The 20,841-nt window shown below is 40.8% G+C and carries 13 protein-coding genes and 4 pseudogenes; 3 read left to right on the top strand and 14 right to left on the bottom strand.

The window, feature by feature from the left end; translation table 11 throughout:
• Positions 1-218 precede the first annotated feature (218 nt).
• From DXA05_RS20370 to DXA05_RS20330, 9 genes and pseudogenes are all read right to left on the bottom strand, one after another.
• Positions 219-572 (bottom strand): HepT-like ribonuclease domain-containing protein, encoded by a 354-nt coding sequence (locus DXA05_RS20370; protein ID WP_128859569.1) that lies wholly within the window; start codon positions 570-572, stop codon positions 219-221.
• A gap of 16 nt (positions 573-588) precedes the next feature.
• Positions 589-882 (bottom strand): nucleotidyltransferase family protein, encoded by a 294-nt coding sequence (locus DXA05_RS20365; protein WP_055234474.1) that lies wholly within the window; start codon positions 880-882, stop codon positions 589-591.
• Between the two features lie 214 nt (positions 883-1,096).
• Complete coding sequence (locus DXA05_RS20360) at positions 1,097-2,383, bottom strand: hypothetical protein (protein ID WP_087317421.1); 1,287 nt, start codon at positions 2,381-2,383, stop codon at positions 1,097-1,099.
• A 12-nt stretch (positions 2,384-2,395) separates the two neighbouring features.
• Positions 2,396-4,003: a hypothetical protein gene (locus tag DXA05_RS20355; protein ID WP_087317438.1), complete on the bottom strand. Its 1,608-nt coding sequence runs from the start codon at positions 4,001-4,003 to the stop codon at positions 2,396-2,398.
• The gene (locus DXA05_RS20350; protein WP_087317423.1) at positions 4,000-5,007 is read right to left on the bottom strand and encodes a hypothetical protein; all 1,008 of its coding nucleotides are present in this window, start codon (positions 5,005-5,007) and stop codon (positions 4,000-4,002) included. Before DXA05_RS20350 ends, DXA05_RS20355 begins: the two co-directional genes overlap by 4 nt.
• A gap of 68 nt (positions 5,008-5,075) precedes the next feature.
• Positions 5,076-5,657, bottom strand: a complete 582-nt coding sequence (locus DXA05_RS20345) for an LPP20 family lipoprotein (protein WP_004298500.1) — start codon at positions 5,655-5,657, stop codon at positions 5,076-5,078.
• 30 nt (positions 5,658-5,687) lie between these two features.
• Positions 5,688-7,564, bottom strand: a pseudogene (locus DXA05_RS20340) (LPP20 family lipoprotein).
• An 11-nt stretch (positions 7,565-7,575) separates the two neighbouring features.
• Complete coding sequence (locus DXA05_RS20335; protein WP_055234485.1) at positions 7,576-8,838, bottom strand: DUF6175 family protein; 1,263 nt, start codon at positions 8,836-8,838, stop codon at positions 7,576-7,578.
• Complete coding sequence (locus DXA05_RS20330) at positions 8,835-9,737, bottom strand: penicillin-binding protein activator LpoB (protein ID WP_284515635.1); 903 nt, start codon at positions 9,735-9,737, stop codon at positions 8,835-8,837. The genes DXA05_RS20335 and DXA05_RS20330 overlap by 4 nt, the downstream gene beginning before the upstream one ends.
• 347 nt (positions 9,738-10,084) lie before the next feature.
• On the opposite strand from DXA05_RS20330, the gene DXA05_RS20325 reads away from it, so the two are divergent.
• Positions 10,085-10,480, top strand: coding sequence for a helix-turn-helix transcriptional regulator (locus DXA05_RS20325; RefSeq protein ID WP_004312261.1), 396 nt, complete (start codon positions 10,085-10,087; stop codon positions 10,478-10,480).
• Positions 10,481-10,649: 169 nt separating this feature from the next.
• Here DXA05_RS20325 and DXA05_RS20320 read toward each other — a convergent pair.
• A pseudogene (locus DXA05_RS20320) lies at positions 10,650-12,423 on the bottom strand (oxaloacetate decarboxylase).
• A gap of 307 nt (positions 12,424-12,730) precedes the next feature.
• Between DXA05_RS20320 and DXA05_RS20315 the strand changes: the two are divergent.
• Together DXA05_RS20315 and DXA05_RS20310 are read left to right on the top strand one after the other, a co-directional pair.
• Positions 12,731-13,858 (top strand): ATP-binding protein, encoded by a 1,128-nt coding sequence (locus DXA05_RS20315; protein ID WP_128859560.1) that lies wholly within the window; start codon positions 12,731-12,733, stop codon positions 13,856-13,858.
• 100 nt (positions 13,859-13,958) lie between these two features.
• A pseudogene (locus DXA05_RS20310) lies at positions 13,959-15,147 on the top strand (AAA family ATPase).
• A gap of 223 nt (positions 15,148-15,370) precedes the next feature.
• Here the strand turns inward: DXA05_RS20310 and DXA05_RS20305 are convergent.
• The 4 genes and pseudogenes from DXA05_RS20305 to DXA05_RS20290 form a co-directional block, all read right to left on the bottom strand.
• Positions 15,371-17,853 (bottom strand): annotated as a pseudogene (locus tag DXA05_RS20305) (DEAD/DEAH box helicase).
• Positions 17,854-17,940: 87 nt separating this feature from the next.
• Complete coding sequence (gene dprA, locus DXA05_RS20300; RefSeq protein ID WP_165861540.1) at positions 17,941-19,062, bottom strand: DNA-processing protein DprA; 1,122 nt, start codon at positions 19,060-19,062, stop codon at positions 17,941-17,943.
• Positions 19,059-19,460: an acyl-CoA thioesterase gene (locus DXA05_RS20295; RefSeq protein WP_128859559.1), complete on the bottom strand. Its 402-nt coding sequence runs from the start codon at positions 19,458-19,460 to the stop codon at positions 19,059-19,061. Before DXA05_RS20295 ends, dprA begins: the two co-directional genes overlap by 4 nt.
• Positions 19,461-19,493: 33 nt before the next feature.
• Complete coding sequence (locus DXA05_RS20290; protein ID WP_074704331.1) at positions 19,494-20,783, bottom strand: peptidase U32 family protein; 1,290 nt, start codon at positions 20,781-20,783, stop codon at positions 19,494-19,496.
• Positions 20,784-20,841 lie beyond the last annotated feature (58 nt).

Below are 20,841 nucleotides of genomic sequence, written 5' to 3'. Positions count from 1 at the left end.
CATCTCCTCTATACAAATCGGGAAATAACTATGATCGGGAGTCGCCAGGAATTTTCTACGAGATATTTTATCCCCACCCAAAAATTTCATTAAAGAAATCATGTATCAAAGTGGGTTTATGAATAGATCACATTTCTATAAGGAGTGTACAAAGCGGATGGGAGTGGCACCTAAAGACTACCGTTTGCATAATAAAAAATAGAAAAGCTACAAAGGTCTCATATACTAGCAGCAATATCATTCCTGATCTGCTGAATTGCAAGAAGCAATCCAGGTAGATGCACTTTTACTATTTTAAAAATTTCTTCGGGGTCAATAGATAAATATTCATGAGAAATAATATTGCGCAGTCCAATGATGCTCCTCCATGGAGTACCGGCATAATTTATCAATAATTCATGATTAGTCAGGTTATCTATATTCTTAACAGTCTCACCTATGGTTTGCAAACGCATACAAGTCGCATCAAAAATATCCATCTTATCAGGAGAAGCTAAGAAATCATTTACAGAAATGACACTACCACATCTTTCTATAGTTGTATTAATACGTTCTTCTACAAAAAAAAGCATATCCAATATGTCAGCATTAGATATAGATTACATCTTTCTCTATATGATTGCGAAATAAACTACGCATAATTGCGGTTAAAGACACGACATCCACTTTTGCATTAAAACGCTCTTCTAATGACTCTTTTATTTCCATTCGAGTAAAATAATCCGGATCTTGAAGCTTTACACAAATATCAATATCACTATCCTCTTTCTGCTCACCACGAGCCACAGAACCAAAAAGTCCCAACTTTTCAATTCCATATCTCTCCCCAAATTCTTCCTTAAAATTCCGGAGAATAGCGATTATTTCATCTTTTGTTTTCAATTGACACTATTGTTATAATGTAAATATTAAAATTTATATTGGAATTAGCAAGTTCTTAATCATATTTTGTAGTATCACTAATTAAAAAAAGATGCACAGGTCATCGAATTTTCATCGATCCCCTGTACACCTACTACTCTAAATTCTACTTCAAAACATAAATAGCCTAATTATGCTGCCGATCCATTATTAACAACCATGTTAGTTTTATCCATCAAAAGTACAGAACATAATTACGTAAATAGTTCAGAAGTGCCCAGAACGCCATCATCATTGCCAATACAAACAAAATGACAAGTCCGATTGCCAAAGCAATCCAATGTTGTGAATGATCATCAGAATATTCTTTATGACCATCATTAAACTTGTATATTGTCCGCACTGTCTGCGCTCCTGCCAATAACCCGAACACTCCGGCAAAAATACCATTATGAATATTTCCACCGCCACGAAGTGCCCGCTTATCAATTAAGAATTGAGGCGTCCTGCTCGCTACCACATACAAACCGGTAGCTATTAAAGTAGAAAACATCATACCGACTCCCATCATCCAATACATCAAGATACCCACAATGACACCTAACCAGATTAATTTCTTGGAACCATCAAAATGACGTTCTTCACCACTATTAATCACATCAGTCAATGAGTTTAAGCGTTCTATGACATCAGCATCAGTAGGACACATACCGATAACCTGATCAATCAAAAGAACAGATTTCTTAATTTGCTTCATCTTTGTCGGCTTTCTGAATTCATCATCATCTGTTTTTTCAATCACCGTCCAAGTAGCAAATGCCTCATCCATCAGCTTCCACGCCTCCGTTATCTCTTCATCCGTCATTTTCTCCGGCATTCCGGCTGCAAGGCGTTTATTCAACATTCCTTCTACCGTAAAAACCTCTTTATAACGTGCGCCCTTATACCATACAAAAAACATATGCCCCACAATAAATAAAACAACGGCAATATACAAAATCAGTTGGAGAACAGCCAATATCTTTACTCCCAAAGGAACTCCGTCATCCGCCGCAGCATCAGCTATTGCATCAGCTCCACTACCGCTTTTTACAAGTGTCAATCCATTAAAGGCAGCATCTTTTCCGCCTTTATCAAGTCCGGAAAACGACAACTTATCATCTTTATAAACGACTTTGCATTGACCGGAAATCCCGGCATCAACCTCCGGACGTCCGCCTACAAAAGAAAGAGTCAGTTCATTCCCGTTCATACTCTCGACGTAAAACTCATAAGTTGCCATCAAAGATTCCCTTCCACCGGGTTCCAGCATATTCACTTCCATAAATCCATTGCATCTGGCATTCTCATTATAAGGATTCAATTGCCAATTACCATCACAATTCAATGTGAACGCAACCTTTAAATCGCCTTCTTTATTTGCTCCTAGCCAGTCACCGCTAAAAACATCTTCCTGCGCAAATGCAGTCATCGAAATAACCATCATTACAATGGCACACAAATACTTTTTAATATTCTTCATAATATAATAAAATTAATATTTCAACACCTTGGCTGCCACATTCTTAAATTGCGACATGGCAAGCCCGATAGAAGCTCCAATATAAGTAGGATCACAAATAATGTACTTCTTTCCGCTTACAGTTATATAATCTCCGTCAATGTTTTCATCAAAACAGACCGCTGTTGCCATGTGATTGGGATATTCCAACAATACAACATCAAGCCCCATAAGAGTACGTACCAAATAAGAGTATAACACAGCACGGTCTTCGCAATCGGAATAAGGATAGTAGAACAGCTCATCCACAAAGAAAGGCTTCTCATAACCAAACTGGTCACCATCTGTCTTATAATCAAAAGCTGTCTGCACGAAATTAATCAGTATATTAGCAGCTTCCGATTGTTTTTTCCCTTGTATGGCAGCTTGCAATGATGGAAGCACCGTCTGTTGTACTTCCTGACTGACAGGAGCTCCCACATAGACAGAAAAGTCACATTGCGGATAATCCTTATAGAAGGAAATAAGTCCCGAATTTACTTTCGAACAGACTTTGACGGATGGATAAGCTTTCGCTTGCAATGTTTTCTCCACGTAAGTTCCTGAAAAGGATTGAGGAGTAGTGATATTCATATTTACCGGGTTCTTCGCATTGGCGAAATCACGGTTGTAAGTGTAAATAGAATTAGTTTTATCCGGGGTAGTATCAAACCTGTAATAGTTTACTCCATTCAAAGTAATAAAACAGGTAGCATAAATCATGTTACTCGAAGCATAGAATAAAGTAAGGCGGTTATCCATACGCGCCACCTTAACCCTATATCCCGATTGAGAAAGGAGAAACATTTGCATAAGAGCTATTTCATCGGAATGAGTACTTCCACATAGTTCAGTAGCAACTTTCCTCGTTAACAGCAGATAGCCATAGTCATTCAGGGCATTATCCTTTTTAAAAGCCAGACAGTCGTCTATCAAAGGCTGATAGTTGCTACGCGATAACGTCTCCCATCCGGCAGAAATATCTTTCTCTGCAATCCCTTTTAAAGTGAGCCGGTTCTTCAATGAAGCATTGACAACACAATCTTTACTGTAGAACGAAAACTCTACACCGGAAAGTGAGCGTTTGGCCGGAACGGTTTCTTCAGGCTTCACTTCCGGTTTTATTTCAGGGAGCACCGCAGAATCCTTTTCCGGTTCTACAGCCACATCTTTACCTCCCGGTATAACCGGAACCGGTGTTTTCCCTTTTGAAGGAGAAAATGTCGCACTTGGAGTCACTGTCGGAATGGGGAGTCGGGTCACCTCCCCTACTTTAACCTCTTGCGGTTTTGTTGCCGGCTTCTTATGGTCAAAGCTGACCGGTTTTACAGGCTCTGGTCTTTGAGGACGTACCACCGGCTTCTGCAAATCATACTCTTTCCAGGTTTCTTTCAGGAATTCGGCAAATTCCTTATTCTGTTCGCTCACAAAATCATCAAACTCTTTTTGCTGCTGCTTCACAAAATCATCAAACTCTTTTTGCTGCTGCTTCACAAAATCGTCAAACTCCTTCATGTCTTTATCTATTTGCGCAAAAAGACTAAACGGCAAACACAATGAAAAAACTACCATAGATAGTATTCGTATCCTATTTTTCCTCATTTCCTTATTATATTTTGTTGTTCTGTTATCTGCCAATCTACACACAGCTTATTATTCCGTATATCTTTGATAAAGGGGAAAATGGACAAGACGGCGACAACCTTCTCCCGATACAAACCACAACCGGAATCAGTGCCACCATTAAAACGATCGTCCACCTGCTTGACATTTACATCAGAAAACGGATATAACAACAGCGCCTTCACTAAAGAAGACATATAGGCATTCCAAAAGGCATTCCTCATATCCATCTTCTCCAATCCGTCCTGACCTCCGGAACCGGCATCTTCATACCAACAGCCTTCTTGTGAAGAACAAATTTCAACTCCGTTCAAATATGAAATTATTTGAGGAGATGACTGTGTTCCCTTAAGCTGAAACCATGACTGGTCTGATTGCTCCCTACAACTATCCGATTCCAACAATAAATTGAATTTCACCTCTTCTTCCTCAACCCTTTCTTTCGTAAACAAAAGCATCAACTCACTAACGGAATGATAAGAAAAATCGCAACTATCATTCGATGGAGTAAAAGATACCTCCAGAAATTTCTCTCCAAATATAGAAGTATATTCATGCTCAATCCGGTAGGAAACATGTTGAACGGGATGTTCGATCACTCCCAGTACAAGCATTTTGTTTCTTTGGTCTTCGTATGTATTACTGGCAGTCTCCATGGTGGAAAAAACATCCGAGAGAAGTCTCAATTGTACCCCTTGCTGCAATGAATACAGATAAGCCGCTCTTTGCAAAGCAAGCATCCTTGCTGCTTCGGATTTCATACGAGGATCAGATATACCAACTACCCGGCCTTTCCGTTGAGAAGCAAACACCCATTCCGGCAAAGTCTCCCGCTGTCCCGGTCTCCAGTCATAAGATTGGTTATAAACTGTATCAACAGGCATTGCCTGTGAAAACACATCAATACCGGGAGACAAAAGCAACTGGATAATAAAAATAACTACCCAATTATATCTTATATCCGACAAATTAAGTTTCATCATTCAATCTTCAAATAGTTGGGTAGTTATTAAAGAGATCATTACTATCCGCAATGTTTTAAACAAGCTGCTTATTGGGCGTTTTTACTCATTTCTTCTTCAAATACTTTTTTGAACTTTTCATATTCAAAGTCAATGCGCAATTTGTCATCATTCTTAATACGATTTGCCATAGCATTCATGATTTCCTCTCCTGCCAGTTCAAGAGAGACATATACTTTGTATTTACCATCAGGAGTCTTCATGGTTTTTTCACAAATTACACGCGTACCGCTCAATTCCTGTTCCACTACCGTACGGGTCAATGATTGATAACGACTTTTGCTTTCATCATTTTCACCTTGCTGATAAGAGGAAACATAACTATCAGTTACCGATTTCACTTTTGCATTGATAGCAGTAGCAATTTCAGCCCGGGCCTCCGTCATCGCTTTTTTCTTTGCAATAGACATATCCGTAGAAAGTCCCATCGAACTAGCTCTAAAATACTCTTTGTTCGTTTGAAATTCCGGTCCCGAACAAGGAACATTAATTTCTACGTCCTGTTGCACTGCCGGTTGCTGCACTGTTTGTGTTACAGGTTTTGAACTACCGCAACTTGTCATAACAACAATGGTTAGCAATGCTGTTCCCAATAAATTAATTCTTTTCATTTCAAGTCTTTTTTAATGTTAATATATGATTCATTTCAAGCCTCTCAACTTCACTATATTATTTTTGAAATCCTTCAATTGCAGCAGTGCCACAGATTGCAACTTACTTACCTCAATAACCATCTCCGTAGGCAGATCAGGCACAATGAGCGCAGTGACTCTGCGGTCATTGAACTTAGAACCCAGTTTGAGACTGACAATCGGAGATTCTTCACCTTTTTCGTTTATAACCGTCAGATTTCCATTATATAAGTCCACTTCGCAATCGTCAACATTTGTATTCACAATCTTAAGATGTATCCTCGATTTGTCTCCCAAAGTTGCAAGTTTGTCAAATTCAACAAAGACACCATCCAACCATTCAACCCGATTGCCTTTTGATTCTCTGGTTTGGCGGACTTAACCGGAGCCAAAGGAGCAGGAATAACTTCCGGCACCACAACAGGGACAGATATAACCGGATCAGCTCCTTTTTCCGGTACGGAAGGACCGACTACCAGAACAGGAACATCCGGCAACATCTTCTGTCTTTCCGAAATCTTTCCGGTTCTGTCGAATGTTATTTTCTTCAATTCACGTGCAAACTCCCGGTTCAGCCGTTTTATCAATTCACGCGCCGCCATATTCTTGCCTTGAGAAGCGGACTTATTTTCAGGTACTAATGTCCGTTCATCATTAATAGAATAATTCAACATGGTTTGCCCCGTCCGGTTATTTTCTATTTTAATCCCCAACGTAGAAAAGAATTCGATGAAGTTGTACAGTTCACCCGGAACGGTATTGCCTTTACGACACTTATTGTCCAATGTAACGATAATGTCGGCTTCAGAAGGAGATGCAACTACGTTAAAAAAATGATTGTTCAGCAAACTCTTCACAGTTCGTTCCACCGCCTCTATATCGCTCTGCGCACTTCTAACATAAGCAGAAGTCTGTGTCTGCGCGGTGTTGACAGTCAACGTTGCTCCGGGAAGAGAAGAAAGCATTTGTTTGAATAAAGCTGCATAACTTCCCTTCCGGAACAAACTGAACACATCATCAATTAATGAAATTCCAATTTCTTGCTGTGCCTGTTTAGAAGTAATATTGCGCACATAAAGAGCGGCAACTCCCGATTTGTCGGTGGGAGACATGGAAGACAAATCTCCCGACCCGGAAACAAACTCGGCTTTCAACCGGATATTCCTTAACGGATTTCCATTACGGTAAACACCTATAGCAATAGGCTCCCTTATACCTTGAAACGGCGTGACTGAAACGGTTGCCGGATTCAGAACAATCGTTATTCCATCAAATACTCCAGCCAAAGCCGCATATAGTTCAGTCGCCAAATTAATTGTCTTTCCTTCGTAAGAACAGAACAACTCCTGATTAAGCACCGGGCGTATAGCCTCCATTCCATTTGAGAATAATTCAATGGCAGTCATTAAATCTCCCTGTTGTAAAGTAATGTGTCCCTTATACCAAAAATCGAAGCCGTTACGGATTGCCTTCTGACGACGTGCTTCCACCAAGGCCGCATAATCATCCTTATTCAGTTCATAATAAACCCAATACTCATTGTCACTTCGCCAGGAATCCACCAGACGAAAGTTCTCTATTTCCGCCCGGGCTTCTGTACGAATACTTTCTGCGAAGATTTGTTTCACATTACCATCGTCCTCCAACGTATTCAACAAAGAATTGGCGGCAATCACCACTTGAATTTCAGATACAAGGTCAGACAAAGCGTTTTGCTTTGCCTTTTGCTGATAATCTCCTTCCGATATTTCAGCCATTCCTATTCCGATGTAACTTAAACCACTAACAGGATGCTGTTTCACCCAGTCAGGACGGTTCGTTTGTTGACCGGAAAGCTGAAAGCAAAACCATGAAATCACAAGAATAAATAAAAGCCAATGTTTCATACGTCCTTGATTTATTGAATAGTCAAATAGATGGTACTTCCATCCACTCTGTGTTCACTATCTATTCCGGAATCATTCAGATAATTAACCAGATTATCCGCAAACGTGATGCAATCCATCGGCAAGCCGTCGCTATCCTTTGCCGGAATCTGTATCGAATCAAATATCAGACTATCATCCACAGCACCTTGAATATGGTAGCGTCCTCCCTGAGCATTCTTCCTCACCCAGTTGCGTATATGCGCCGAAAGAGTAGTGCTCCCGTTTATCCGGCTGTTCATCGTATTGACAGCGTTATCAGCAAGACTAACCCGAAGAACTATCGTATTTCCCTGTTGGACTCTCCGAGCAAACTCCTTTGAAATATCTTTCAGAAAACCATCCAAAACATCCTGTGCCGCATACGCACATAGTTTGTCCACATCTGTTGTCCTAAAGCGGTTCGTCCAGCTTTTCCGGCTGGCTAAATCAATTCCTGTAGCGGTCTCACGAGCAGTCATAATCAATGATACCCTACTACCTGAGGTTGCCGATATATCTTTCTGCAAATCAACAATCACATATACATCTGCCCCCGAATTCATCAACAACTGTTTATCATTGGAATCAGCATTCTTACTCTCCCATTCAGAAGCACGCAGAGTACCTGCCTGTTTTCCTTCGGCAGCTACCGTCTTCACACCAAGTTTGACGAATCCTTCTTTTACCGTACTTACCGCTACGCGAAGATCAAAATCATTTTTCAGGATACCGGCATACGAACTCCGGTCATTACTTTTATAAGGAACCACCATAATGGTTGGAAGAGCAACCTGTTGCCGGGTTTCTTCCATCGACATCTCCTCCATGGGCTTTGTCATCAATTTGTTCCGTATCAAATCCTTTTTAAGTGCACCCAGTAAAATTTGGGCCGTAACCGTACCCTTATAAAGTCTGGAAGATTGTCGCACCGGTTCTTCGACCGTCTCATAATTTTTCACAAAAAGCATATAGCGTGAATTGAAAAACTGGTTCATATAGTACGAGTCTTCTTTCCCAACCAGCGGCCGACCGTTTTCTACTCCGTCAATACCATTCAAGAAGAGAGCGTTGAAAATCGACTTCAATGCCATAGAATATACATCTTTCTTCTTTTCTGCTATTCCGGAGGCTGCGATAACAGCCAAATTATTATCTGCTTTCACGCAAGACAGATCATTGGAGTATAGCTCCTGTGCTGTGAGATGAATAGTATATGTCGCCAGCAGGCTCAAAAGTAGTATTCGTAGTTTCATTTTCTTTTTGCTAGGAGAAAAGTTGATAATTGAAATTGATTATAGTGACAAAAAGGTATCTTCCTCGAAATGATAATCAACTTCCTTTCTTCCTTGGTAGCTCTCATGATTTCTTCCCCACCTTTGCTGACACTGCACAAAGAACGTGCCCCGCTCAACACTTCTTTCACGTTTAAGCGACCGATTTCTTTCAATGACAGTTCACCGGCAATGTCCATCTCTATGTAAACAGTAAACTTCTGTCCTTTCTGTATACCTCTTTTTGTTCCAAGATCAACGTATACAGTTTGTGCTTTATCTTTCTTTGTGCTTTCCACTTGCACAATCGTACCTTGTATCTTAAAATTCTCGTTAACAAAGTCATCCATACTTATTTTGGCATAATCCAACGTTTTAATGATTGCCTCTTCAGGAGTATCTCCTATACTTCCCGTCAACCCTTCATGAGAGAAAGCCTGGGTACCTTTGAGCGTACCATTAGAAGGATCCACAATCTTTAATGTGTAAGAAACACTTCCTTTATAATAGGGCTTTCCTTTACTGTCCGTTTTTTTAATGCCCTGCATACTTGTAATGTTCCCCTGAATCAGATATTTAGCTCCCAACGTCGTCATAGCCTCGCTTCTGGCAACAACATCTCCCATAGCGGAAGCTTCCTGACGCCGCCTGGCTTCGGTTTTCAATGCTTCATTAGAATCAACGTCAATCAACACGACACGATTCATTTCTTGAATACCTTCAATAATTTTATTACGCAAAGCTTCTGCTAAAATGTTGTTTATACTGCCAGGACGGGAAAAATAATCAATGTAAACGCTTTCTTTTCCATCTTCATTAGTTTGTGCATAACCTAACATCGAAATTAAGCAGATTGAGAACAATAGTAAAATCTTCTTCATGTTTGTTTTTCTTTTATTATTAATGAAATGTTTGTTTTTTAAGTGTTAAGAGTCACTGCGTGTTTCTCCGGTTGCAAAGTTAAGCACACATCAAGATCAATTGTATACACAATATTTACTACAACTATCCATTAAACGCATAGTATTATCCAAATATCAACGAGAAAGGAAAATATAAAAGGAATATTGCAGTATGTACGATAATATGAAGTATTTTTCTCTCATTCAAAATCTTTCCATCATTGTATTTTCTTCAGTTCCTTTGAATAAGTATAAAATAGCATTTGTTATATCCGCTAAAATTGTTACATTTGTCGAATAAAAATTGCTTCCCAACAACAATATACATGGAAACGGATTTAAAAAAGATAGTAGGACATCGGCTGCAAATGCTTCGTATGGAAAAGAATCTTACTCAAGAACAAATGGGAGAAAAGTTGAACCTGTCAACAAGTGCCTATTGTAAGATTGAGTATGGTGAAACCGACCTCACATTAACAAGGCTGAACAAAATAGCAGAAGTGCTAAATATGTCTGCATTGGAGCTATTTAATAAAATAGATGGAAATGTGTATGTCAATAATACAGGTACAATCGGGACAAATATCGGAGTCGCGAAAGATTGTAGCACTGTCCGCATCGAAGCTGCAGAGGATCTCCGTGAACTAATCAAGGCAAACAGCCGGTTTATCGAGATATTGTGCAAACGCATAGAACTTTTAGAGAATAAAGTACTGGTATAGTAACATACTCATAGAATTATTACATTAAGGTAACAATAATGAGAATGCACAGATCACCGATTAGTTATCGATTTTCTGTGCATCACTACTATTTTAAAAACACTTTTAAGACACCCTACTAAAATTCTTTATTAGGTGTAGCTTATACCCCTAACTCTTATAAAAAGGCTTACGCAAAGATATCACTGCGTAGAATATAACCGATTACATCTCCTTTACGTACATTGGTACCTTGTTGCGCACATATTTCCACCACACGTCCGGTAAATCCGGTCAGAATCTTTTCATATTCTCCCCATGGGGTAGAAAGATAACAAAAGACTTCATCATGCTGATATTTACGTCCGATGAATGGAGCAATGGATGGTCCCTCTACGGACTTCCCAAAGTACCTGCCCGTTATCAGGAGCAATGACCGGGTCTGCTTTGGCACGTTTCAATTTCTTAATTTCCTCTTCCGAATATCCGTTCTTTGCCATTGCTGCATCTTTAGCATGTTGTAACTCTTCCTCAAAACGCTTTTTGGCAACCCCGGACTTATAATCACGATACTGGCGATCGTGCATGGCCAGTTCGAAAAGTTCCTCGTCATCCTCTCCATATTCCCAGCCATTTTCATCCATTTCCTTTCGATATTCATCCAAAGCATCCGGATAATTCAACTGCGGGTCGGTATCGACAAATTCATATCCTTTAGATTCCGCCAACTCTATAATCTCTGGAGCGAGCTTACCCGGAAGACGTCCACTTTTACCCAGAATCATATCCCAAGTGTGGTTATCTATCATTGTCCAGCGATCTTCCCCTTTTACCTGCTGCATAAGATTCATTAATGCAACATTCTTCACATACTGGCTGAAAGGAGTCACCAAAGGAGGATACCCCAGCTTAGGCCATACATATTCCACTTCATCAAAAAGCATCACAAGCAAATCATCCAGACTAAGTTCCGGCTCATTCTTACTCCTTAATATCATATTGATACCGGAATGTACTCCTTTCAAGTCTACCATCATGGAACCCATCATACCACCCGGCAAACCACATTTCAGTAGAAGTGAAGACATGTATTTATTGGTAGGATCCATAAAATAACCCAGAAAATCATCAATGAATTTTTGCGTCATAGCACGAGCTTTCATATATGCTTTCATATTTATGTCGGGAACCTGGAAGCCTAAATCTTTCAACATAGCCTGCACAGAGATTACGTCCGGATGCACTTTGCCCCAAGACATCGGTTCCATAGCCACATCAATGATGTCCGCACCATTTTCGCAAACCTCAAGGATAGAAGCCATAGACAATCCCGGTCCGCTATGACCATGATATTGAATCAATATATCCGGATGTTTCTCCTTGATAGTCCTGACCAATTCTCCTAACATACCCGGACGACCGATACCCGCCATATCCTTCAAGCATATTTCAGGTGCACCGGCCTCAATCAGTTGATCGGCAATTCGGACATAATACTCAACAGTGTGTACGGGAGAATAGGTGATACAAAGAGTTGCCTGCGGAATCATACCTGCTTCCAAAGCATATTTAATAGAAGGAATGATATTTCTTGTTTCGTTCAGTCCACAGAAAATGCGTGTGATGTCCACTCCTTGCGCGTGCTTGACTTTATACATCAATTTACGCACATCTGCCGGAACCGGATACATACGCAACGCATTCAATCCGCGATCGAGCATATGCGTTTGAATACCCGCTTCTTTAAAAGGTGCGGTAAAAGCACGGACAGCCTTATTAGGATTTTCGCCGTACAACAGATTCACTTGCTCAAAAGCACCGCCATTCGTTTCAACTCTGGCAAAACAGCCCATCTCAATAATCAAAGGAGCGATACGGACAAGCTGATCAACCCGAGGTTGATATTTACCGGAAGATTGCCACATGTCCCGATAAACAAGACTGAATTTAATTTCCTTTTTCATCATAGCCAATAATAAGTGATTTTTTCTTCGGTTAACTTCACATATACAAATATAAAGGTTTAAACTGACATATAGTCAAACAATCACCTTAAAAAATAGATATAAAGAGATGTTTAATATCATAATGCAAGAAAACCACCTCTATATAGATCCATTCACTATAAATAACAAATCAAATTGTTTTATGTTCGCATTTATTCTTTTAAGAATACTAACAAGTCTGTTAGTAACAACATTGTTAGTAACAAACTTGTTAGTATTTCAAAGAATCACTATATTTGCCCAATAAGAATAATAAAGAATAGTTATGGAAAAGCCGTTTGTTTTTGGTGTAGCCACTTCCGGAGATAACTTTACAGATCGCGAAAAAGAGACTCAACGTTTACTCCTAAACTTTGCACATGGTGTAAATACAGTGCTTATTTCTCCTAGAAGATGGGGAAAAACATCACTAGTTAAGAAAGTAGCCCAGCTATCACAAGATAACAAGAGAAAAGTGGTCTACATAGACATTTTTTCCTGTCGCACCGAAAATGAGTTTTATCGTCTCTTTGCCACTTCTATCTTAAAACAAACTTCTTCCAAATGGGAGGAATGGATAGAGAATACTAAACAATTCCTCTCACACATCAATCCCAAAATCTCTATCGGAGCAGATCCGATGAACGATTTCTCTATATCATTCGAGTACAACATGCAAAATAATACGGAGAATGACATCTTACAGTTACCCGAAAAAATTGCAATAGAGAAAGGAATACAGATAGTCATTTGCATTGATGAGTTCCAACAAATTTCGGATTTCGAAGATTCCAAAACGTTTCAGAAAAAGCTACGTAGCGTATGGCAATTACAACAACATGTCTCATATTGTCTTTTCGGAAGTAAAAAGCATTTAATGAACGAACTTTTTGAAAAGAAGAATTTACCATTCTATAAATTTGGAGATGCTATCTATCTCGCAAAAATAGAAACAAAATACTGGATTGAATATATATGCAAACGATTTGAAAATACAGGAAAACACATTTCTCCCGAACTTGCAGAAGAAATCTGCCGCCTTGTAGACAACCATTCGTCTTATGTACAGCAACTTTCCTGGCTACTTTGGATACGTACCATTAATACAGCAACCACAGAACAACTTTCTTATGCATTGGAAGACCTACTCGACCAAAACAATATTCTATTCCAAAGTGAAACAGAAAACCTTTCTGCCTATCAAATGAATTTTCTAAAAGCAATTGTTGATGGAATACACACTAAATTCAGCAGCAAAGAAGTCATTTCAAAATACAATTTAGGAACATCGGCCAATATTGTCCGCTTAAAAAATGCATTACTACAAAAGGAGCTCATAGAGACAAATGGAAAAGAGATAGTTCTTGCAGATCCAGTATTTGGAGTATGGTTTAAAAAAGAAATGCTTTACTGACATATATACAATAAAAGATGCACAGATTGCCGATCATAAATCGATTCTCTGTGCATCACTACTACTCTAAAGACACTTTTAAGACAAAACTAACTAAATTATGGAAGAATATATAATACTGCGCAGAAAACGTATCCCATACGGCATGATGAACTTCGCAGTAATCCGCCGCGACGACTGTTATTATGTGGACAAAATCCGGTTTATCCCCATGATAGAAGAGGCAGACAAGTTTTTCTTCTTTATTCGCCCGTGCCGTTTCGGCAAAAGTCTTACAGTAAATATGTTGCAACATTATTATGATATACTTGCCAAGAATAAGTTCGATGCCCTGTTTGACGACCTTTACATCGGAAAACACCCTACCCCCTGACCGGAACAGGTATTTGGTGCTGTATCTCAACTTCTCCGGAATAGTCGGTGAACTGCACAACTACCGAAAGAGGCTGGATGCGCATTGTGGCACCACCTTTGAGAACTTCTGCAAAATATATGCCGACTATCTGCCACAAGATACGGTGGACGAATTGATAGAAATAATAAAACCCTAGTATGACAACTACTGCTTTACGGAAGAATGTTATGGCGAAACCACCATGTACAACTCAAATATGGTGCTCTACTTCGCCAAGAATTATATTCAACGAGGCAAAGCACCCAGGGATCACCAACCCCGACAACTTTGTGAGCCTGCTCTATTATTTCGGCATGCTTACTATCAGTGGTATGTATGAAGGAAAGACTAAACTTACCATCCCCAATCAGGTAGTCCGCGAACAAATCTACACCTATCTGCTGAGTACTTATGACGAAGCCGATCTCAGTTTCAGCGGTTACGAGAAGAACGAACTGCCAGCACCCTTGCCTACCACGCTAACTGGAAAGCCTATTTCGGTTATATTGCCGACTGCCTGAAACGTTACACTTCCCAACGCGACAAACAGAAAGGTGAACTTTTTGTCCACGGCTTTACGCTTGCCATGACGGCACAGAACCGCTTCTACCGTCCCATTTCCGAACAGGATACACAGGCAGGATATGTCGATATTTTCCTCTGTCCGCTACTGGATATCTATTCTGGCATGAAGCACAGCTACATTGTAGAACTGAAATACGCCAAATATAAAGACCCCGAAAGCCGTGTGGAAGAACTGCGTCTGGAAGGGATTACACAAGCTAACCGCTATGCAGAAACCGAGACGGTGAAGAATGTGGTCGGTGCCACACAACTTCATAAGATTGTGGTGGTGTATAAGGGAATGGATATGCCGGTATGTGAAGAAATTTAAAGCAAACTCAGCAATAAAGCTATACAGAATCTCGAACATCACTGGGAATGGAAGCATATTGTGCCCGTTAACAGTGAAAATCCGTAAAAGAATTCAAAAGAGAAACAAATACAACAAAATTATTTGGAAAGGGCAAGAAGAAGGCTTATATTTGTCATGTGATTTTTTTCATAGTATTAGATTTAAGGTTAACAAAGGTTGGAGCAAGGCGTTGCTCCTTTTTTTATGTCTTATTCCCTGCCGCCAACAGTTTCCCGAACAAATTCAGAATCCCCGCTACACTCTCTTTATCAGATACAGGTATCCGAATACTAGTCCGACCTGTCTCCTTATCTTCCTCTACAATAGAATCAACCAATCTCTGAGTAGCTTCTGGCGAACTAAGCGTACGTGCCAGTCCGCTAAGGAAAGAAAATCCCTGCTGAAGCAATTGCTCCGGATTATTATCTGCCGCAGATACAGAAGACTTCTTTTCCGTACTCACCTCTGTTACTCCTTCTTCAGGTGTTTCTTCCTCAAGCAATGCCAATGAATCCGTGTCCGTCGTTTGCAAAACAGCCGTTTCCTCCACAACTTTCTCTTCATTATCATTCAAATCAATACTGCAGCCCGCCATACGATTATGCGCTCCGTCCACTTCTTCAGACGGTTCGGCCACCACCTTGAGACTATCCATCATCTTGTCGAACTTGCTGTTTTCCAAGAAGATGGTATCTTCACCATTATCAAGGATACCCTCAAAAAGAGAAGTTTTGAAGTTGAGGGTAGACAACATCCTCTCTTCAATAGTCTGGCTGGCAACAAGATTGATAACCTGGATATTCTTTTTCTGACCGATACGATAAATACGGGCAATACGCTGCTCGAGAACGGCCGGATTCCAAGGCAGATCGAGATTGATAAGTATAGACGCAACTTGCAGATTCAGCCCTGTACTTCCGGCATCAGTTGACAGAAAGACGCGGCTTTCCGGCAGTTCGGTAAAGTTATCCGTCAGATTTTTACGGGCTTCGGAAGGAATCCCCCCATGAAGATACTCATACCGGACACCTAAAACGTCCAGTTCTTTCGCTATCAGACGAGTCATCCTCTCCCATTGGCTGAAAATAACCACCTTCTCATCTCCACTCTCAAAGACATTCCTGAGAATATTCAGCGTTTCCTCCACCTTCGTATCATAACGGGTTTTCTGGTCAAGAATATAAGTGCTGTCGCAAAGCATACGCATCTGGCTAAGCATCAACAATAGCCGCTTCCGGTCTTTCTCACTCAGGAAACGGGTTTTCGTCCATTTGAATACTAGTTGCGACACGATAGACTGATATTCATCATGCATATTCCTCTGTTGCTCAGTCATCGGCACAAACAGAACTTTATCCATCCGCCCGGGCAACTGGAGAGCTACATCTTTTTTCCGGCGGCGAATCAGTACGTTCTTCATCTGCTCGCCAATGGCATTCAGATTCTTGTAAGAAACCACCTTACCCGTATCCGACCGGACAACAGTCTGGTCAAGAAACTGATAATAAGGTCCCAAACAAAACTGGTCGACAAACTGCATGATGGAATAAAGTTCCTCCAACTTATTCTCCAATGGAGTACCGGATAAAATAACCGAATAATCCGACTCAATATGACGGGCTGCTTTGGATATTTGAGTATTCCAGTTCTTCAGACGCTGCACTTCATCCATGATAAGGAAATCAGTATGAAGAGACTTCAAGATTTTAATATCATTGCACACACTGTTGTAAGACACTATCTTATAAAATTCTTCCGCTCCATATAGCACTTTCCTGGTCAGGTGATTTCCTTCTACCACAATAGCCTTGGCATCGGTAAAACGCTCTATTTCCTTTTTCCATTGATATTTCAATGATGTAGGGCATATAATCAGAGCGGAAGATATAACTGATGCTTCCTCATCAGTTCAGCCGTTCCAATAGCCTGGATAGTTTTGCCCAGTCCCATTTCATCCGCGATGATAGATTTTCCGGCACGAAAAGCAAAACGGATTCCTTCTTTCTGATAAGGGTAAAGTTTTGTTTTCAGCAATGTGTCCAATGCTGTGTCCGAAGCATAGTCCGGTAGCAATTGCGACCGCCGCCGCAAATCACGCTGTTCAAGTATAAATCCCAGTGCGTCGGGATACCAACGGAATGTGTTATTCAGGCGGGTAGCAGCCCTCAAGAATTCAGTTATCGAGTCAATGGCGGCAGGGCGCATCACTCCGTCGGGAGTAAAATAAGGACTTGCCAGTTTGCGGAACTCCTCCTCATTGTCCGTACCGATTCGCAAGCAAACTTTACGCTCTCCCTGATAAGACAGGTATACGGAAGAATACGGTGGCGTGACACGGCAAACTTTACGTCTTTTCTCTCTAATCCATAGTTTGACTCCTTCCAAATGTTTGCAAGTACCCAATTGGCTTGCCTTAAAATCCATACACGAACAATAATTCCAAGGACTCTGATGTCCTCTATATACCACATTATATTCATTGCCGGATGTAGGATTTATCACCGTATAATAACCGGGATATTCTTTTTTGTCTCTCTCAGATATTACAAACTTCTCTTTCATTGCCGCCTGCCTCCGCAAAGCAATCTGCCAGTCTTGCAAAGTCATATTGTCCGGTCGATAATGATAAGAAACTTTATTCACCGTGCTTTTCGTCTTTTTATCTGCTTTTGTCTTTTTTGCCATGCTCATTGTACCTTCGAAATTTTGCCAAAAATACGAAAAGGTTTCTGTTTCTCCACAATATAAAGTATACAAATTATCAGGAAATTACTATAATAACTGGTACATTCCCCCTACCAACACACGAACTACACCTTTCATTTCAAGCTCGAAAAGAATCGTATTCATTTTCTGCACGGGAATATCCGCTTCAACTACTAATGTATTAATCTGTAAATCACCTCGTTTCTCAAGAATTTCAATAACCTTTTGCTCCTCTTCAGACAAATCAAGAAAAAGACTACGCTGCACATTTGCCACTTTTGCCGAATGAGCACTAACCTCCCAGCCCATAGCCTTCACAAAATCTTCGGCTGATAATAACAAAGAAGCTCTGTTTTCTCTGATTAACAAGTTGCATCCTTTTGAATATTCATCATTCACGCGACCGGGGAAAGCGAAACAGTCGCGATGATAACCTTCGGCAAGTTCGGCTGTAATCAGTGAACCGCCTTTCTCTGCTGATTCAATGACAATTGTAGCATCACACATGCCGGCAACAATACGGTTTCGACTGATAAAATTATGGCGGTCGGGATTGGTGCCGGACAGAAATTCGGTCAGTAATCCCCCTTTTTCAAGCATGTCAACAGCTGTTTTCCGGTGGACATGAGGATAAATACGATCCAGCCCATGAGCTAAAACACCTACTGTAGGTAATTCATTGGCCAAAGCTTCACGATGCGCATGAATATCGATTCCATAAGCAAGACCGCTGACTACAAGCACTTCAGGACAAAGTGCTTTCAGATCCCGCAGAAAAGAGGCGCAGATTTGTGTCCCATAATCAGTAGCATTACGGGTTCCTACCATATTCAGGATATGAAGGGAATTTAGATCGGCATTTCCTTTAAAGAAAAGAACGACAGGAGCATCTTCACATTCCCGCAAACGAGAAGGATAAGCCTCATCATGAAAGGACAGACAAGAGATCCGGTTCTTCCGGATAAATTCATATTCTTGTTCAGCGCGGAGCACAGCTTGCGGACAATCCAATGCCTCTATCACCCGTTGACTTACTTCTGGAATACGTTCCGGTATTTCTTTGCGCAGACGGAAGACATCAACGGCATTACCCATTCCATCTATCAAATGTTTTGCTCCTATGTGCCCGATACCGGGCACCATTGTCAGAGCAATACTATAAATTTGTTCTTCTTCGGAGCTGTTCATTTCAGGTAAGGCGCAAAGACATTATCGAACAATTCGCTGTCACTTAAACGTCCGTTTACCACACATACCGTCTCAACAGTGGATTTCACTACTACTTTATTATCATTCTTACGGAAGATATCCTGATAAAACACATATTTGATACCTTCCTTTTTCATATATAGTTTCGAGACAAACTCATCTCCGCTTTTCAATGGAGTCTTGAATGCCATACTAATACGTGCCACTACCGGATCAACTCCCTGCTCATGAAGTGCAGCAAAACTGATACCCACCGAAGTCAGAAACTCGTGACGGGTATGTTCCAGATAGTGCTGATAATTGGCATTATTGACAATACCTTGAAGGTCACATTCGTAATCGCGAACCTTCATTTCCAATTCATAGATATAGTTCATTTAAATTGAGAATTAAAAGTTGAGAAATAACAGTTAGCCTCTTTTTTGCTCAATGTCGAGTCCTTTGAACTTCCTCAATTCTTCGGTCGATACCAGTTTATACAGCTTGTCACTGGGACGTATCTTATCCGATTTCATGGAGAAATGCTGTCCCTTCTTCACTGTTTGCACAGATTCCAAGTCAACACGAGCTTCTTCCAAAGTCATAAATAGGGCACCGGTAGTCGGCCCTGTAATGAGAAGCTTATCGCCTACACTTACTTCAGCCGCTTCTACCAGGAATTCGGAAACTCCGATATTAGAGAAGTATTTGACACCTTTACCTACATAAATCTTACGTTCCGTAGCTGCCGAACCATAATTCCTGGTCCATTCGCCCAAACGCTGTCCCAAGTAATATCCATCCCAGAAGCCACGGTTGAATACGGTTTTCAGGCGTTCATCCCAAGCCGCAATCTTTTCATCGGTGAATGTTCCATCCAAATAAGCCTTGATAGCTTCTTTGTAACATTCAACCACTGTACGTACATATTCAGGTCCACGGGCACGGCCTTCAATCTTGAATACACGTACACCGGCATCCAACATTTTATTCATAAAATGGATGGTCTTCAAGTCTTTGGGAGACATGATATATTCGTTATCAATATCCAGTTCCACATCCGTTTCCTTATCACGAACCGTGTAAGAACGACGACATACCTGCATACAAGCACCGCGATTGGCCGAATGATTCATCTCATGTAAAGAGAGATAGCATTTACCCGATACTGCCATACAAAGCGCGCCGTGGCAGAACATTTCGATACGAAGTTGTTCGCCGCTCGGACCACAAATATGTTCTTCCTGTATCTGACGATAAATCTCGGCCACCTGTTCCAGATTCAACTCACGGGCCAATACTACCACATCTGCAAATTGCGCATAGAATTTCAAGGCCTCCGCATTGGAGATATTCAACTGGGTGGAAAGATGCACCTCCTGTCCTATCTGACGGGCATAATTCATCACTGCCACATCAGCTGCAATCACCGCAGAAATTCCCGCTTCCTTGGCTGCGTCGACAATGGTATGCATCAGAGGGATATCTTTATCATAGATAATCGTATTGACCGTCAGGTAGCTCTTCATCCCGTGCTCGTCACACGTACGGGCTATTTCCCGCAAATCATCAATCGTGAATGTATTAGCCGAACGGGCACGCATATTCAGGTTTTCTATACCGAAATAGATAGAATCGGCACCTGCCTGAATGGCCGCAGCAAGAGATTCGCGCGAACCCACAGGAGCCATTATTTCAAAATCTTTCAAACTAAGACTCATAGAATATATACTTATTTGTATCAGTTAAGCAAATGAATGCGTACAAAGGTAGGCTTTT

The organism is Bacteroides sp. AM54-2NS, assembly GCF_003602935.1.
Classification (GTDB): domain Bacteria; phylum Bacteroidota; class Bacteroidia; order Bacteroidales; family Bacteroidaceae; genus Bacteroides; species Bacteroides xylanisolvens.
The sequence above is the reverse complement of the archived record's forward strand: the minus strand, read 5'-3'. Positions and strand labels throughout refer to the sequence as shown.

What these genes read in the sequence shown, in the direction of transcription:
- DXA05_RS20370 (WP_128859569.1), bottom strand. Translation starts at nt 572, where the DNA reads ATGCTTTTTTTTGTAGAAGAACGTATTAATACAACTATAGAAAGATGT.
- DXA05_RS20360 (WP_087317421.1), bottom strand. Translation starts at nt 2,383, where the DNA reads ATGAAGAATATTAAAAAGTATTTGTGTGCCATTGTAATGATGGTTATT.
- DXA05_RS20355 (WP_087317438.1), bottom strand. Translation starts at nt 4,003, where the DNA reads ATGAGGAAAAATAGGATACGAATACTATCTATGGTAGTTTTTTCATTG.
- DXA05_RS20350 (WP_087317423.1), bottom strand. Translation starts at nt 5,007, where the DNA reads ATGATGAAACTTAATTTGTCGGATATAAGATATAATTGGGTAGTTATT.
- DXA05_RS20345 (WP_004298500.1), bottom strand. Translation starts at nt 5,657, where the DNA reads ATGAAAAGAATTAATTTATTGGGAACAGCATTGCTAACCATTGTTGTT.
- DXA05_RS20335 (WP_055234485.1), bottom strand. Translation starts at nt 8,838, where the DNA reads ATGAAACTACGAATACTACTTTTGAGCCTGCTGGCGACATATACTATT.
- DXA05_RS20330 (WP_284515635.1), bottom strand. Translation starts at nt 9,737, where the DNA reads ATGAAGAAGATTTTACTATTGTTCTCAATCTGCTTAATTTCGATGTTA.
- DXA05_RS20325 (WP_004312261.1), top strand. Translation starts at nt 10,085, where the DNA reads ATGGAAACGGATTTAAAAAAGATAGTAGGACATCGGCTGCAAATGCTT.
- DXA05_RS20315 (WP_128859560.1), top strand. Translation starts at nt 12,731, where the DNA reads ATGGAAAAGCCGTTTGTTTTTGGTGTAGCCACTTCCGGAGATAACTTT.
- dprA (WP_165861540.1), bottom strand. Translation starts at nt 19,062, where the DNA reads ATGAACAGCTCCGAAGAAGAACAAATTTATAGTATTGCTCTGACAATG.
- DXA05_RS20295 (WP_128859559.1), bottom strand. Translation starts at nt 19,460, where the DNA reads ATGAACTATATCTATGAATTGGAAATGAAGGTTCGCGATTACGAATGT.
- DXA05_RS20290 (WP_074704331.1), bottom strand. Translation starts at nt 20,783, where the DNA reads ATGAGTCTTAGTTTGAAAGATTTTGAAATAATGGCTCCTGTGGGTTCG.